This window comes from Leptospira venezuelensis, assembly GCF_002150035.1.
Classification (GTDB): Bacteria; Spirochaetota; Leptospiria; order Leptospirales; family Leptospiraceae; genus Leptospira_B; species Leptospira_B venezuelensis.
This window is the reverse complement of the sequence record NZ_NETS01000005.1, coordinates 1-16518: the sequence shown is the minus strand read 5'-3', so window position 1 is coordinate 16518 and position 16518 is coordinate 1. Positions and strand designations below refer to the sequence as shown.

The following is a 16518-nucleotide window of genomic DNA, read 5'->3' as shown; positions in this document are numbered from 1 at the left end:
TGCTTCCGCTACGTTCGTGGATCGCTAACGCGACCACTCGCTCGGGCTGCGCCACATTCGCGTCCGTCACTGCACTTGCTTACGCAAGTTCGCGCCGTTGCGAACGTCGGAACACCTTGGTCGTTATACGAAAGTGGCGGGGAATATACTTTTTTCACCCAATGAAGAACCTCATTCAAGAGTTTAAATTGTGTATTTAAAACTTTCGAAAAGGACTTTACATATATATAGCTATTTTTATGCTTAAAAAGTGCGTTTTGAATGGGATGTCGAAAAAGAGAAAGTAAACCTTAAAAAACATGGTCTTAGTTTCACTGAAGCGGCTTTTGTTTTTGCCGACGCTAAAACAATCTATTTACCTGACCCAGATCATTCAATAGGTGAGGAAAGATTAGTTGCTTTAGGCAAAGTCCGAGATTTGACAATTGCCGTTGTAATTTTTGTTGATAAATCGAAAAATGATGAAGAAATTATAAGAATAGTTTCGGCAAGAAAAGCTACTAAGTCTGAAGAGCAGCAATATTATTCTAGCGAAATTGATTGATATGAGAGAAGAATACGATTTTTCTAAAGGCAAGCGCAATCTTTACTCAAAAGATTTGAAAGATCTTCATTTCCCGGTGTATTTGGATCCGGCATTAGAAGAATACTACCAAAAGATCGCAGCGAAAAAAAAGAAAGATTTAAGTGCGATTATTAATTCCATTTTGCAAAAGGAAATGGAATTACATGATTCTTTATTATAGTACGCAGATTTCATAATTCATTTTCCATACCCGCCACCATCGCATAACTGTCGGCTCTGACGCTTCGCATCGAGATCGCTTACGCGACTCTCGCTTGGCCTTCGGCACATTGTCTCCAGTCACGCCTTTTGCTTGGCAAAAGATCGCGCCTGTCTCTAACGTCTCCTTCGGAGACTCAGAGTCGCCAACGTCGTCAAGCCTTGGTCGTTAGGCGTAATGCTTCAAAATTTCAGTATAGAAAGGATTAATAAATCTATATGAGCAAATTTATTCCCCCTCAATTTAAATTAAGAGCATATAGCTGTCCAGTTTGTGGTGCGTTTGCCAATATGCAGTGGTCAGAGACAACAAGCACTTTGGGCCCATATAGAAGTGAACGAACGCCTATATACCTTGCTCGATGTGCTCATTGTTACGAAGATAACTATTGGTTTACTCAGGTTAATGAGGAAAATGTAGTTATAAACTCCATTATGATTATACCCGATGGATCTCGAGCTCCATTACCGCATCCATATATGCCTGAGAACGTTAAGAAAGATTATATGGAAGCACGCAGCATTATCAATATCTCATCTAAAGGAGCATGTGCATTATTGCGCCTATCTATCCAAAAATTATGTGTTCATTTAGGAGAGCCTGGTAAGGATCTTAATTCTGATATAGGTAATTTAGTTTCAAAAGGACTTCCTGTTGAAGTGCAACAAGCGTTAGACATAGTGCGCGTGATCGGAAATAAAGCAGTGCACCCGGGAGAACTAAATGAAGAAGATATTGAGGAAGTAGCGTTGCCATTATTCGATTTAGTAAACGAAATAATAGAAGATAGAATTTCAAAACCCCAGAAGCTAAAGTCTCTATTCGAACGGCTCCCCAAAAATAGTAAAGAGCAAATTGAAAAAAGAGACAATACAAATAAGAAGTAAAACGTTTCGATCGAGAAAGCACTACGCCTAACTATCGGTGCTTCCGCAGCGCTTCGAGATCGCTACGCGACTCTCGCTTGGGCTACGCCACATTCGCTTCCGTCACTTCGTTTGCAGAGCAAACTCGCGCCATTGCGAACGTCGGAACACCTTGGTCGTTAGGCGACAGATGGAAATTTACATTTGAACAAAAATTATTCGCTTCTAAAGAGTGAAATTTGATCAATTGCATGTTGATAGAATTAACATGAATATGTCAGAATGAGAGACTGATGGATAGCGATTTAGAGCAGAAAATTAAAGAAGAAAAAAGAAGTTTTACTAAAACGACCTTTTCTTATATGATAATTTATATTCCAATAGCAATGATCTGTGCGCTAATGGAGGACTCAGGGTTTGGTAAACAAGACTCAAATGTTGCAATTTCCCTCTTAAAATTATTTGTCTTCGTATTTTTTTCTATTGTCTTCTTGCAAATGTATAAGTCGGAATCTTTGAATTATAAATATTTTCATAATGACCCGAATTATAAAAAAGGTCCTTTCAAAATACATATTTTCTTACTTGTTATTGGGATCTCAACGTTACTATATCCAATTAAGCTGCTTATATTCATAATTGCATTAGGGGTATTAGGAAAATTTGGCATACTGGAGCCTATTATGAAATTATTGGTTGGATAAATCGGAAAGTAAAGGTAGTTAAAGTCCATCCATAGCCTAACTATCGGTGCTTCCGCTTCGCTCATGGATTGCTTACGCGACCACTCGCTCGGGCTTCGCCACATTTGCTTCTGTCACTCGCCTTGCAGGAGCAAGTCTCGTGCCATTGCAAACGTCGGAACACCTTGGTCGTTATACGCCATGCAAACACAAGGGAAATTGATGAAGAAAATTTTCATTCTTATTTTATTAGTATTCTCTACAGCTGCATATAGCCAGAATCTTACTCAGAAACAATTGCGAGAACAGAAACCATTCGATATTGGCTTAGGTATTTCTCAAAATGGAAATTTCTCCCTTGAAACTCTTAGTCTTGATTATCACATCAAAGGAAATCTTACAATTGGTTTAAATTTTCATAGAACGCTTAGAAGATTAGGGAATGATTTTATAGATAACAACTCCCTAAGTTGTATTCCTCGGCAAGATTATAATAGTTTTCTTTTTATTGGTCCAGCATGCGATAAATTTGAAAATTTAAAAAAGTTTTCTTCTGATATATATCTTAACTATTTTCCTTTTGATGGTATTTTCTTTATATCAACGCACCTTGGAATATTGCCGGACTATGGATTTAAAGTTAGTTATGATCAGAATGTTCCAGGAATTCTGCCTGGCAATCATACTAATTCTCTATCTTATACTGCGGAGCGTAAAAATGCCATATTCTCTTCATTTGGAGGGGGATTTAAGTGGCAAACGTTAGATGGTTTCTTTATAAAGTTTGAATTTGGTCTTCTGAAAACTATTCACAGTGAAGACAAAGTATATGTTTATTCTGATGAAAGAGGAATTCTTCCTAACAATTATCCAAGTTCCTTATTAGATATAGCTTTTACTAAGGCAGCTATGTTTAAGGAACCTGAAGTTATAACTGCTTTGATTCATCTTTCTGTGGGATATTCTTTTTAAAGAAATTTGCACGGCGTATAACTATCGGTGCTTCCGCTCCGCTCGCGGATCGCTTCGCGACCACTCGCTCGGGCTTCGCCACATTTGCTTCAGTCACTTCGTTTGCATGCGCAAACTCGTGCCATCGCAAACGTCGTCAAGCCTTGGTCGTTAGGCGCAATATCGCGATTTTCTTTTTTATTTTTAAGATAGAAGTTTTGAATTCTGTTTTAAAATCAAATGAGAATCCACTTAAAGTCGGGTCGCTTTTCACCCTTTTCTTGTTTTATATCGTAGGCTTGAAAAGCTCTACAGTATGTTAGGAATTTAATAGAACTCTTGCATCTCTTTCATCAAAAGAATCGAAAAGGGTTCGCTACTTTATATTTAAATAGCAAATTCTTCTTTGCTTTACCTTTGCTTTGGTAGTAGATATTATAGAGTAGAGCTTTGGTGCACTGTGTTTTGAGCGATACAGCGCCTAACTTGCGGCTCTGACGCTTCGCTTCGAGATCGCTGCGCGACTCTCGCTCGGCCTCCGGCACATTGGCTCAGTCACTCGAATTGCAGAGCAATTCTCGTGCCTGTCTTCACTTCGTTCAGCTCGCCAACGTCGTCAAGCCTTGGTCGTTATCCGAACATTTCATCCAGAATTTGTTTTTTTGTTTGTTTATTAATTTCGAGTTGTTCGTTCGTTAAATTTGAACGATTGGTTGCTTGGAAATTAATTAGCTGCTTTTTTCTAATAGCCGCCATATTTTGAAGTGCATCTTTCGATTCCGGCTTTTCATTTAGTGCGGCTTGTGGTGTTTGATGATAGCATTGAGAGGCGGACAGATTTTGTTACACTAAATTCTTTCGCTTCGCAGGGTGTAAATTTATTAGTAATAGTGTCTGAAACGTCGGATAACTTGCGGTGCCTCCGCTCCGCTCGTAGATCGCTTTCGCGACCACTCGCTCGGGCTTCGGCACATTCGCTTCCGTCACTTCGTTTGCATTAGCAAACTCGTGCCGTTGCGAACGTCGGAGCACCTCGGTCGTTGTGCGCAATTTGGCGAGAATTTGATTATCAAAGTGAATAAGTTAAGCTCAACTAAATTGCTAATTCTACTAACGGCCTGATCTTGATAAGCAAATAGGATTATCCAAATGACTAATCTGCCTATTACAGAAAAATTAATCTTACTAAAATACGCTCTCCAAGCGCTTGCTCAATCGGCAGAAATTCAGAATAAGCTTTTTCCTGATTTTGTTTGTATAGCTGACGAACTTGCTCTTGATTTTGATAATGCATATCAAGCTGTTAAAAATGACTTGGGTAACACTTTGAATGAGGAACAAACTAAATTATTAGATGAAATTGACTCAATACTAGATCAGAATAGTGGCGATATTAATGCCCAACATTGGACTATTGAAGCCTTGGCTTCTGACATTATGTGGATAAGGCTTCGGATTCGCGCATTAGCGACTCTCGATAGTTTTAATTGGCCTAATATTCCTCCTCCTTCCGATTTTTATAAATTTGTTCGGGCAAAATTATAGTAATTCTATAATAATCTGTCTTACTTTTATTAGCGCCAAACTACGCCTAACTTACGGTGCTTCCGCTCCGTTCGTGGATCACTAACGTGACCACTCACTCGGGCTTCGCCACATTTGCTTCTGTCACTTCGCTTGCAGAGCAAGCTCGGGCCATCGCAAACGTCGGAACACCTTGGTCGTTAGCCGAAATGGAATTCATATGCAAAGAAGTAGTAAGAAAGTAAATAGGAGAAAGAATGTAAGCGATAGCTCGGATATTTTAGGGACAATTCTAATGTTTCCTATTATTCTAATAATCGCTTCCCCATTTGTTGCCTATGCTTTATTCGGAGTCATTCTCGTTCAAAAATTTTTGCAAATAGTTGCTGTGGCCTCAGGAATAGAAAATGTAATTGGTACCTATTATGGTGGCATGCATGTAATGCTTCTTTTATGGATAACCGGGATTATAGGTTTTCCTACCTTGTTACTAATTTTGAAGTGGAGATTTATTGATAAGAAGCTAAAGAAAAAGGAGATTAGAACATACAACCGCCAACTGTTGGGGGTATTCTCGGTATTTGCACTAGTAGCTCTTTATACTATTAAGAGCTATGTAATTGTAACTCCGAAGAAAATATATATTTCTGGAATTGTTACATTATTTCACCGAAAAGAATTTAGTTATCATGAGATTTCAGATTTAATAATTAAAGCTACACAAAGTAAATCACATTATCAACTTTCTATTGATCTGGATATTGGCGATGAGCGTATTAAGCTAAATGAAATTGGCTATTTTGCTGCAGGAAATTCTATCCCATTGTCTGAAAATGCTATCCCGTTGATCCGAGGTATATATCTCTTTCTTAAAGAAAATGCTCCTAATAAAATAAAAATCAATTACAAGTATCTCAACGATAATCAAATTGAATACTTAAATGAAATAACGCAAAATTAAATTCCACTTCGGCTAACTGTCGGTGCTTCCGCTACGCTTCGAGATTGCTAACGCACCTCTCGCTCGGGCTTCGCCACATTTGCTTCTGTCACTTCGTTTGCAGGGCAAACTCGCGCCATCGCAAACGTCGGAACACCTTGGTCGTTATCCGACATTTTGAAAATATTTATTTTAGACAATAAAACTTTAAAAGAATACCTTCTGCCATAATAAATGCAATGAATTTAGATTTTATTTTATTAGATGATGCTGGAAGTAGTGATGCACTATTAAAGGATCTAATAAAAATCTTTCCGAATTTTCAAATATACCTTGATGGTTCAATTTTCATCGAAAAGAAAACGGCTATTACTATACACGGTATTTTTGCTGAATTTAGCCATTATTTCACGGAAAGCTTTGAAAAATTATCGGAAGAGCAATTAACGAAATTGTTTAATTTTATTGAGGATAGCTTTCAGAGTGAGTTTAGCAATTTAAATAACGCAGTCTGTACTTGCTTTCTTGAAAATTTGAATGACGATGCGATATTCAACAAAATAAAAACTTTCTTTGGAAAGAAGACGAGAGAATATATTCAGAATCTCTGAATATTTGAATTTTCATTATATATTTCAAAACGTCGTCTAACTGTCGGTGCTTCCGCTCCGCTTCGAGATCGCTACGCGACTCTCGCTCGGGCTACGCCACATTTTGCATTGTCACTGCGCTTGCAGTAGCAAGCTCGTGCCAAACGCAAAACGTCGGAACACCTTGGTCGTTATACGCCATGCTTTAAATATCATTTAAAGCAATAAAATTCATTAGCTCTGCACTTGACAAGATTTGTAAAATTTTATAGAAATTTATAAATAATGGTGATTGACACCAGTGGTGGCCAGCGCTATCATAGGTTGTGATTCTATCATTCTACGATAAAGAATCTGAAATTATTTGGTTAGGTAAGTTTTCTAAAAAGTTTCCGAAAGAAATTCAGAGAACAGCTAGAAGGAAATTAATTCACATAGATAGCGCAAAGAATATTGAAGATTTAAAAATTCCTCTCGGAAATAGACTTCATGCATTGTCTGGGGATAGGCAAGGCCAGTATAGCATAAGTATAAATATGCAATATCGGATATGCTTTTCTTGGGAAAATGGGAATGCTTCAAATGTTGAGATAGTCGATTATCATTAGGCAGAATAAGTGATGAATAAAGAATTAATGAATATCCATCCTGGCGAAATCTTATTAGAAGATTTCTTGAAACCCATGGGAATAACTGCCTATAAGCTTGCTCAATCAACTCATATTGATCAGAAACGAATTAGTGAAATAGTTCATGGTCGTCGTTCTATTACTGCAGACACTGCACTTAGATTTTCTAAATTTTTTGGTAATTCTCCAGAGTTTTGGTTATCAATACAGGCCCATTATGATTTAGAAATTAAGCAGTATGAGCTTAAAAGTGAACTAAAAACGATTAAGAAGTTTCAAGAACTTCAAGCTAGTTAATAAATAAAGCACGGCGTATAACTATCGGTGCTTCCGCTACGTTCGCGGATCGCTAACGCGACCACTCACTCGGGCTTCGCCACATTTGCTTCCGTCACTCGTCTTACAGTGGCAAGCCTCGCGCCCTCGCAAACGTCGGAACACCTTGGTCGTTAGACGTCATATTGACAAATGTATTCTTAATGTTAAAGACAATGAAAAAATTAATAGCAGTTTCTTTTCTCATTACTTCCTGTGTTTCGATGTCTGAGACAATCGGATATATAGAATTATCTGAAGCAAAATATTTAAACGAACATGTAGAGAAGAAAGAATTCGAACATTGCGGTAGGTATCCCACCATCATTGGAGATTCTTTGGAGAAATTTAGAAAATCAACGGGAAAAACAAAGATTGAAAATCTAGAAATTGTGCTTAGTCATCGTCGGTCTTTGGTTCCTTGCGTATTAATATACTATGTCGAAAAGGAAAAAAGTTAATTGATCAGATTGGCTCTCATAACGATCGCTTCCATAATTATAAATTGTGGAACTACTGTTAGTTGGGGTTACTATAAGGTTGTAGATATGAACCCAAGTAACGTGAGTGACAAAGATATATTTGTTTCCGGTAGGCACTGTCCTTTTTTCAGTTCTCCTCCGCATCCCTTAATGAATCTCGCGATTATAGATGCGTTGAAGCACGCGCCCGGGAAAAAAGGACTTAAAAATGCTAAATTTACTGACGAATTCTATTTTTTTACGAGATGCATTTCGGTTACTGGTTATGCTACTTCAGCTGATTGAAGAATCAATACGACGTCTAACTATCGGTGCTTCCGCTCCGCTCGTGGATCGCTAAAGCGTCCACTCGCTCGGGCTTCGCCACATTTTGCATTGTCACTGCGCTTGCAGCGGCAAGCTCGTGCCAACTGCAAAACGTCGGAACACCTTGGTCGTTAGACGCAATGGCATAAATTTTTCACATTTAGTTAATCAAGATGCTAATGAATATTCCTTACGTCTGATTTGTTTGCTTTGGTATTGAAATCATTATGAAAGAAATGGAATTACATAACTTACTGGAAACGGTTCACGACGAAGATTCATTTTTAAATTTTGCAAAGGCTTTGTTAAAAGAAATAAATGAAGATCTTGAATTTGAAAAAAGAACGCCTAAAAATTCTTTTGATTCAACTCATAACGGTTGGGAGAATATAACATTGGGCGCTTATTTTGATAGCGCAATTGCTTGGGCAGATGCTAGCGATTTCGGTAAAAGCCAGGGAATAAGTGATAATTTGTGGAATAAATTTGCAACCTTTCTCTATTGTGGGAAAATTTATGAATAGAATGAGAACTATTCGAGTAAGAAAAGGCTCTAGGTAATCTGCATAATGCCACTGCGTCTAACTGTCGGTTCTGACGCTGCGCTTCGAGATCGCTACGCGACTCTCGCTTGGCCTTCGGCACATTCCGCTTTGGCACTCGTCTTGCGAAGCAAGCCTCGTGCCAAGTCCTTCGGACTCGCGGAACGTCGTCAAACCTTGGTCGTTATACGCCATGACAAGATATGAATGAACTAGAACAAATACTGCAATATATCTCGAAAGTCTTTGCAAAAAAGCTACATAAGCCTAAATCTTTTGCAAATGGAGAAGAATATGAAGAATTTGTAAGGGAAGTTCTCTTTCCTAAAGACATTTATAACTTACTTCACAAGACACATAATTATGACCAAAATTCAAAAGACTACGTGGAAGATTCTTTATTACCTGATTATAAATTTAAAGATACTGATCTTAATATTGAGTTTTATGTAGAATGTAAGTATAGAAATATCACGAAGATTCTGGATGAGATAGAAAATCTTATTAATGAGTTCGAGTTAAAGAAAAGAACAGAAAAGGAAAAAGTTAAATTAAACGCAGACATCAAAAGAATTGGGACAATCGATTTCATTTCGAAAAATCAATATGCTAGATTTTTAGAACTAAATATCAAAAATCGAGTTTTAATCTGTTTAGGTTTGTTTTACGAGAAGACCGAAAATATTTATCCATATATTTTTCCAATCGAAGATTTGATTTTAAATCGCGCTCATATCTATGATTTGGAGAATTATATCGTTCCTAATAATTATCCATTTGTTCCAGATAGAGTGGTTGATCTTTTTTATAATAAAGATTCATTTTGTATTGAATGTCAGAAAAGGGTTATGAAAAAGGCTGAACAACCTTTATGTAGGGGATGTCACTTAAATTGGTTTAAAAACTCTGATTTTAAATTGAATATGAAATATTGCCATAGCTGTGGAAAGGATTGTATCACTTCAGTCGCAAGGCCTGATTGTCTTGAATGTTATAAGAAGAATATTAATGCAATATTTGAGATTTAAGTTGTCACGGCGTATAACTGTCGGCTCTGACGCATCGCTTCGAGATTGCTTCGCAACTCTCGCTTGGCCTTCGGCACATTGGCTCAGTCACTCGAATTGCAAAGCAATTCTCGTGTCTGTCTTCACTACGTTCAGCTCGCCAACGTCGTCAAGCCTTAGTCGTTAAGCGCCAGTTGCGTTAAATGTTCCGTAAAAAGAAAAAGTGAAGAACATCTATTTAATAAGTGGGTTAGGGGCGGACGAACGAGTATTTCATAGGCTCAATTTCGGAAATATAAATATAAAATATATATCTTGGATAAAGCCAGAATTAAATGAACCTCTTTCAAAATACTCAAAGAGATTACTAAGCCAAATTGATTTAAAGGATGAAGTTATTTTAATGGGTGTTTCTTTCGGTGGGATAATGGCTTTGGAGATTTCGAAACACATCTTAGTAAAACAAATCGTTATTATCTCAAGTATTAAATCGAATTCAGAGAAGCCTGTAATTTATCGTATTATTAGCTTTCTAAGGCTAATTAGCATAATTCCATCGTTTTTGCTAAAATTATATAACCCAATTTTAAGCTACTATTTCGGAATTACTTCTAAAGAGGATATAGATCTTTTAAAAAGTTTCATAACAAATACTGACGGTAGCTTTCTTAAATGGGCCTTGAAATCTATATTAAAATGGGATAATCAAGATTATCAATCTGACTTAATTCATTTGCATGGAACTAATGATAGATTATTTCCATTTAAGCTCATAAAAGCTCCGATTTCTATTGCCGATGGAGGTCATTTTATGGTTTTGAATAAAGCAGATGAAATTTCTTTGAAATTGAGAGAGATCTTAAAAGTTCATTAAGAAACTCAACCAGCGCTTAACTATCGGTGCTTCCGCTCCGCTTCGAGATCGCTACGCGACTCTCGCTCGGGCTTCGCCACATTTGCTTCTGTCACTCGCCTTGCAGAGCAAGTCTCGCGCCATTGCAAACGTCGGAACACCTTGGTCGTTAAGCGGACATGACTGCAAATTTTCTTTATTATTATTTTTTAGTTTTGAAGCTTGGATTTCTTGTGAATTTTTTCTAAGATTTATTTAGATTTCTATCTATGAGCATGCGTTTCAACGCACTAGTGGAGTGCTGGCCTGCGATATAGCCTTAAGGTAACCGCTTTAATGCGTAACTGTTTCACTAAGATTAAATTAGAATGTGCGAATGAAACGGATGGAATATTGTAGATTTCTGCAATTTGTCCGTATTAAATTTTTTTATAAGTAGAGAATGGGTTCGGACACTATTGTTGTCCGTGCAGTCACGTCGCTTAACTAACAGCTTGGCACTGCGCTTCGGGGTTCGCTAACGCGACCCGCTCGCTTGGGCTTACGCCACATTCCGCTTTGTCACTCGAATTGCAGAGCAATTCTCGCGCCAAGTCCTACGGACTCGCGGAACGTCGCCAAGCGTTGGACGTTATACGAAAGTGCCAAAAAAAATTCTGCATATATGAAATAGTATAAAGAAGATAGGCCGAGTTTGATGACTAATAGTCATCTAAATTCTATTTGACAATAATAGATTGAAAACCTAAATATAAATCATGTCTTCGACAAAGCAACAGGCTCTTGATCTTATCGAGAATTTGCCAGATGATTCATCATTTGATGATATCATGGAGGAACTTTTTTCTCAAAGAAAGTTCAGGAAGGCTTATCAGATTTAGATAGCAATAAAATAATTTCGCATAAACAAGTTTTAGAAGAAATAACTAAATGGCGAAAGAGATAATTTGGTCTCTTAGAGCCAAATCGGATTTACAAGATATTTACGATTATATTGCTAAAGACTCTGAAGTTTATGCATTAAATGTTGTGAATAAAATAATAGATGTTGTAGAGAATATACCAAACTTTCCATGAATGGGTAGGGTAGTCCCCGAATTCAATATTGAAAATCTTCGTGAACGACTATCTGGAAATTATAGAATAGTCCATAGAGTAGGCAACTCTCAAAATATTGAAATTGTTACTATTCATCATTCAGCTCGATTGTTAAAATAATCTGCTTAAATATATTGGCACCTTCGTATAACTATCGGCTTGGCGTTACGCTTCGGGATCGCTACGCGACCCTCGCTCCAGGCTTTCGCCACATTCCGCTTTGTCATTCGCCTTGCAGAGGCAAGTCTCATGCCAAGTGCTTACGCACTCGCGGAACGTCGCCAACCCTTGGTCGTTAGACGAAATGCTCAAAAATATAATAAAGAATAGAGTAGGACTGAAAGATGTCAAAAGAAATCGATGAAGATAGATTGACGAAATTAGATCCTTGGGAGGTTCTTTTTGTTACTCTTTCTGCCTTTTTAAATGATCTAGATTGTATCGGAGAAATGGTATCTTTGGTGCTGCCTGTTCTGCAAAGTAAAGATGAAGAAAGAAGTCTTAGGATTAAAGAGGTTTCCGAGGAAATTCAAACCGAAAAGGGACAAGGAATTAGATTTAAGTCCTTTCAGGATATCAAAGAATTTGCAAGTCATATACGCAAGATGCGACGAGGCGATATGATGTTTCGTCAGGCTATCATTATTACGATAGTATCTAAATATGATGAGTTTTTTTCAGGGGTCCTGCGAGTGTCTTACGAACAAAATCCAGGCTGGCTTAAAAATGTAGAGAAGAAGATATCTTACAAAGACGTAATGGAAATTGTTTCGTTAGAAGCTTTCAAGGATGAAATTATTTACAAAGAGATTGAGTCTTTGATGCGTGATTCGCATTTTAATCAGATCTCATTCATAGATACTAAATTGAAATTGGGTATAATTGATAATTTTCCTTTTTGGAAAGATTTCTTAGAAATCACTGAACGCAGAAATCTTTTTGCGCATACCGGTGGAACAGTTTCATCTGATTATATTAATAACTGTAAAAAATTTAACATTCCCATAAATGAAAAAATTAAAGAAGACTCATATCTTTCTGCAAGCGATCTTTATATAAAGAAATCTATCGATATATTCTATGAGCTTGCTCAAAGAATTGTACAAGCTTCCGTAAGGAGATTATTTCCGGATTCACTTGAAGAAGCGGACAAAAGTCTGAATAATAAATCAGTTGATTTATTAATTGAGGAACGCTGGGGACTTGCAGAAAGAATGTTTCAGTTTGCAATGAATATCCCTGAGGTACTGGTCTCTAAAGGAGAAATGAAATACTATTTTCTTATTAATTTATGCATCGCTTTGAAATATCAAGAAAAGCCATTTGAGCAGTTGTTACATTCTATTGATTGGACCCCATTCCATCCAAAGTATCACTTCGCCATAGCGGTTCTGGAAAATAAATTTGAATTAGCAGAAACTTTAATGAAAAGTCCCGCTGTTCGGGAAGAGTTGACTGAACAATATTGTAAAGAATGGCCTCTCTTGCGTGAGTTTCGCAATACTGAAGGATTTTTACGGGCATTTAAGGAAATCTACAATAAAGATTTCAGCGAAGAGATATTTGAAGATGCAGAAAAAGAGATTAAAACACAACAAGATGAAGAAGGAAATTCAGATTTTGTTAATAGCCCTTTGAATGAATAGAATTTCAGTTTTGTGATACTTGAGCACTTCGTCTAACTATCGGTGCTTCCGCTCCGCTCGTGGATCGCTAACGCGACCACTCGCTCGGGCTACGCCACATTTACTTCCGTCACTGCGCTTGCTTTCGCAAGCTCGCGCCGTCGTAAACGTCGGAACACCTCGGTCGTTAGGCGGCATGACAAAAATATGATTAAATTACTAAAAGAAAATGAATTTAGAAAATCTATCTCTAACCCAGCTGAGCTTAAAGAAGGAGATGATCGAATAACTACAAATTTTTGGGAATATTATGATGAGATCTCTAAAAATGATTTTAAGGGGATCTCATTCTCGAATCATGAAGTAAGCAATATTTATAGAATGGATAATGATTATGACCATATTCTCATTTCTGCTGAAACCCATAAGAACATTTTTTTGGTTTTAGTTAACGATCATTCGAAAAATATAATTATCGGTCACTATATTTTAGATTTAAATAAAGAGTATGGACTAAAGTAAGCGTAACATACGATTTTCTAATTTGCTGCTGTCTTAAGTTTATGTTTTATGCTCTTAGGATTAAAGTGGTGAAGTAGAAAACTTTATTGTTAGAATTGTCACGCCGCCTAACTGTCGGCTCTGACGCGTCGCTTCGAGATTGCTTCGCAACTCTCGCTTGGCCTTCGGCACATTGGCTCAGTCATTCGAATTGCAGAGCAATTCTCATGCCTGTCTTCACTTCGTTCAGCACGCCAACGTCGTCAAGCCTTGGTCGTTATACGCAATCGTGTTAAAATCATACTTTAATAGAACCGGAGTTCCTTTTTGCATCTCATAGAAACTTGATTAAAAGCTTAGAATTTGGAAAATTTAACTAGTTGACAAAAGGCATACATTGTCATCAGAATTGATCTGAGTGAAAGAATATGCTTGGGATTCAGATAAGAATGAATGGCTTAGAGAGGAAAGAGGTATCTCTTTCGAAGATATCTTATTTCAAATTGAAAAAGGATTTCTCTTGGACATCTATGATCATCCAAATTCGAAGAAATATCCAGGACAGAAAATCTTTGTAATTGAACTTGATGGTTATGCGTATTTGGTCCCATTTGTTGAATCAAAGAGTGAAATATTTCTTAAAACAATAATCCCAAGTAGAAAAGCCACGAGAGATTATATTAAAGATAGAGAAGGTGAAGAATGAAAAAAAGGATAACCAATACTATTACTAAATCTCCCTCTATGTCCAAAGAAGAGCAGGACATACTTAATTCTTTCGAAGCAGGTGAGTGGGTTCCAATCTCATCTTCAGATAAAAAGAAGAAATTGGATTTATATCGAAAAGCTGCCTCCAAGACTTTGAGCAAGAATAAAAGAATTAATATAAGATTAAATCAAATTGATTTAGATTCTATTCAAAGAAAGGCGTTTGAAGAAGGTCTTCCTTATCAGACGTTAATATCTAGTTTAATCCATAAGTTTGTTACTGGTAAGCTGGTTGAAAAATAATTTAATCTAATCAGATACACGACTGCGTATAACTTTCGGTGCTTCCGCTACGCTTCGAGATCGCTAACGCGACTCTCGCTCGGGCTACGCCACATTTCACTACTGTCACTCGCCTTGCAGGGCAAGTCTCGCGCCAGCGTGAAACGTCGGAACACCTTGGTCGTTAGGCGCAATTTAAAAGGATCTTTATAAAATGAAAATTATAAAACAACTTTTTCGAGAATTTACATTTCCGCTGATTTTATCTTTATTTTGGGCCTTCTATAATGTTTCTGGAGCCGCACCAAATCAATCATGGACCTTAAAAGCGTTTATAAATATGTTTGCCCCAGCCTTTTTCCTTATTAGTTGGATGACGGGTCAAATATTTAGAATTAAAAAGCAAGTCGGAGTAGAGAGTAGTTTTGAAGTTGTTCAATCGAAGTTGACAACTTTAGCAAATAATATTGAACAGAAATCTAACGAAATGATAGACCACATATCCGGCGGGAAAAGCTTTCCTATGATTCAAATTGGCTCAATCAATAATCTTTCCAATATGGGAATTCTCACTGTGATTCATAACGGAAAACATCCACTTTATGATGTCCACGTTCGAATTGTTGATTTACAAAAATTTGAAACTATAAAGGATAATCTGAACCTTGCTAATATGGGATATCCAGATACTAATATACCTCTGGGTAATATGATTCCAACTCACGCTAGTATGGTCGGCGCCTGGAATATTGAGCATGATCCGGAGCAAGCTTATAACATTTTTATGACTGCTCGAAATGGCAGCTTTACTCAGATGTTGAGACTTAAGAAAATCGAAGGGAAATGGGTTTCAGCTACTCGCGTAAAAAATAGTGACAATGAAATTCTCTATGAAAGAATAGATGCCGATTATCCTTTAGAATCTTCGAGAAGTGTCTTTGAATAGCAATAATAATTCAAATGATTTTCTAATTCTTTTAAACTGCGCCTAACTTTCGCCTCTGGCGTTACGCTTCGGGCTGCTTTCGCACCCTCGCTCCAGGCTTCGCCACATTCACTTCCGTCACTGCGCTTGCTTATGCAAGCTCGTGCCGTCGTGAACGTCGCCAAGGCTTGGTCGTTATCCGAACATTTCAGCCATAATTTGTTTTTTTGTTTATTTCTTAATTTCAAGGTTTGCATTCGTTGAACTCAAGCGGTTGGTCGCTTGATAATTAATTAGCTGCTTTTTTCTAATACCCGCTATGCTTTGAAGTACATCTTACGATTCAGGCTTTTCATTTAGTGCGGCTTGTGGTGTTTGATGATAGCATAGAGAGGCGGACAGAGTTTGTTATAATAAATTCTTCCGCTTCGCAGGGTGTAAAATATTTAGTAATAGTGGCTGAAACGTCGGATAACTTACGGTGCCTCCGCGCCGCTCGGGGCTTGCTTCGCAACCCGCTCGCTTGGCCTTCGGCACATTCGCGTCCGTCACTGCACTTGCTTGCGCAAGTTCGTGCCGTTGCGAACGTCGGAGCACCTTGGTCGTTATACGCCATGATGAACAATGAAAACTATTAAAAAAAATATTCTATTTACAATAATACTACTAGTTAGCTGCATAAAAGAAGAAACAAATACTCCACTTGGCATTTTAACAAAGGATAAATTGCTCAAAAACCAATGGTCTAGTTTTGGAATGTTATTTTCTTATGGGAATATGATGACGTTTAAAATGGACGACAGTTATATTGAAGAATTTATAGGTGAAGGCTGTGGAGGAAATTCTGGGAAGTATACTTTAGTTGGAAACACGGTTCACTTAGTTGCTAGTGAAAACTCCTTATGT

At 37.4% G+C, this 16518-nt stretch carries 20 protein-coding genes; all 20 read left to right on the top strand.

The window, feature by feature from the left end; translation table 11 throughout:
* Window positions 1-250 precede the first annotated feature (250 nt).
* Window positions 251-544 (top strand): BrnT family toxin, encoded by a 294-nt coding sequence (locus tag B1C82_RS00360; RefSeq protein WP_086445636.1) that lies wholly within the window; start codon window positions 251-253, stop codon window positions 542-544.
* 1 nt (window position 545) lies between these two features.
* Window positions 546-746, top strand: a complete 201-nt coding sequence (locus tag B1C82_RS00355) for a toxin-antitoxin system, antitoxin component (RefSeq protein WP_086445635.1) — start codon at window positions 546-548, stop codon at window positions 744-746.
* 257 nt (window positions 747-1003) lie between these two features.
* Window positions 1004-1672: a DUF4145 domain-containing protein gene (locus B1C82_RS00350; RefSeq protein ID WP_167373737.1), complete on the top strand. Its 669-nt coding sequence runs from the start codon at window positions 1004-1006 to the stop codon at window positions 1670-1672.
* A 272-nt stretch (window positions 1673-1944) separates the two neighbouring features.
* On the top strand, window positions 1945-2355 hold the full coding sequence (locus tag B1C82_RS00345) for a hypothetical protein (protein WP_086445634.1): 411 nt from the start codon (window positions 1945-1947) through the stop codon (window positions 2353-2355).
* 201 nt (window positions 2356-2556) lie between these two features.
* The gene (locus B1C82_RS00340; protein WP_157894077.1) at window positions 2557-3306 is read left to right on the top strand and encodes a hypothetical protein; all 750 of its coding nucleotides are present in this window, start codon (window positions 2557-2559) and stop codon (window positions 3304-3306) included.
* A 1128-nt stretch (window positions 3307-4434) separates the two neighbouring features.
* Window positions 4435-4830, top strand: coding sequence for a hypothetical protein (locus tag B1C82_RS00335; protein ID WP_086445632.1), 396 nt, complete (start codon window positions 4435-4437; stop codon window positions 4828-4830).
* Between the two features lie 199 nt (window positions 4831-5029).
* Window positions 5030-5770, top strand: coding sequence for a hypothetical protein (locus tag B1C82_RS00330; RefSeq protein WP_086445631.1), 741 nt, complete (start codon window positions 5030-5032; stop codon window positions 5768-5770).
* A gap of 218 nt (window positions 5771-5988) precedes the next feature.
* Entirely contained in the window at window positions 5989-6360 is a 372-nt protein-coding gene (locus tag B1C82_RS00325; RefSeq protein WP_086445630.1) for a DUF7674 family protein, read from the top strand.
* A 305-nt stretch (window positions 6361-6665) separates the two neighbouring features.
* Complete coding sequence (locus B1C82_RS00320) at window positions 6666-6947, top strand: type II toxin-antitoxin system RelE/ParE family toxin (RefSeq protein WP_086445629.1); 282 nt, start codon at window positions 6666-6668, stop codon at window positions 6945-6947.
* Between the two features lie 12 nt (window positions 6948-6959).
* Window positions 6960-7265 (top strand): HigA family addiction module antitoxin, encoded by a 306-nt coding sequence (locus tag B1C82_RS00315; RefSeq protein ID WP_086445628.1) that lies wholly within the window; start codon window positions 6960-6962, stop codon window positions 7263-7265.
* Window positions 7266-8298: 1033 nt separating this feature from the next.
* The gene (locus tag B1C82_RS00300; protein WP_199775845.1) at window positions 8299-8595 is read left to right on the top strand and encodes a DUF7660 family protein; all 297 of its coding nucleotides are present in this window, start codon (window positions 8299-8301) and stop codon (window positions 8593-8595) included.
* Between the two features lie 221 nt (window positions 8596-8816).
* Window positions 8817-9641 (top strand): hypothetical protein, encoded by an 825-nt coding sequence (locus tag B1C82_RS00290; RefSeq protein ID WP_086445623.1) that lies wholly within the window; start codon window positions 8817-8819, stop codon window positions 9639-9641.
* A 202-nt stretch (window positions 9642-9843) separates the two neighbouring features.
* Window positions 9844-10494 (top strand): alpha/beta hydrolase, encoded by a 651-nt coding sequence (locus B1C82_RS00285; protein ID WP_162494913.1) that lies wholly within the window; start codon window positions 9844-9846, stop codon window positions 10492-10494.
* Window positions 10495-11403: 909 nt separating this feature from the next.
* The gene (locus B1C82_RS20775) at window positions 11404-11550 is read left to right on the top strand and encodes a type II toxin-antitoxin system RelE/ParE family toxin (RefSeq protein WP_234008520.1); all 147 of its coding nucleotides are present in this window, start codon (window positions 11404-11406) and stop codon (window positions 11548-11550) included.
* A gap of 365 nt (window positions 11551-11915) precedes the next feature.
* Window positions 11916-13217 (top strand): hypothetical protein, encoded by a 1302-nt coding sequence (locus B1C82_RS00265; RefSeq protein ID WP_086445622.1) that lies wholly within the window; start codon window positions 11916-11918, stop codon window positions 13215-13217.
* A 186-nt stretch (window positions 13218-13403) separates the two neighbouring features.
* Entirely contained in the window at window positions 13404-13718 is a 315-nt protein-coding gene (locus B1C82_RS00260; RefSeq protein ID WP_086445621.1) for a hypothetical protein, read from the top strand.
* A 397-nt stretch (window positions 13719-14115) separates the two neighbouring features.
* A complete protein-coding gene (locus B1C82_RS00255; RefSeq protein WP_086445620.1) occupies window positions 14116-14403 on the top strand; it encodes a BrnT family toxin in 288 nt (95 codons plus the stop codon).
* A complete protein-coding gene (locus tag B1C82_RS00250) occupies window positions 14400-14708 on the top strand; it encodes an antitoxin (RefSeq protein ID WP_086445619.1) in 309 nt (102 codons plus the stop codon). The genes B1C82_RS00255 and B1C82_RS00250 overlap by 4 nt, the downstream gene beginning before the upstream one ends.
* Before the next feature lie 193 nt (window positions 14709-14901).
* Window positions 14902-15633 carry a hypothetical protein gene (locus B1C82_RS00245; RefSeq protein WP_086445618.1) on the top strand — a complete coding sequence of 244 codons (732 nt, stop codon included), beginning with the start codon at window positions 14902-14904 and terminating at the stop codon, window positions 15631-15633.
* Window positions 15634-16236: 603 nt separating this feature from the next.
* A partial coding sequence (locus tag B1C82_RS00240; RefSeq protein WP_157894075.1) for a hypothetical protein occupies window positions 16237-16518 on the top strand: 282 nt, incomplete at its 3' end.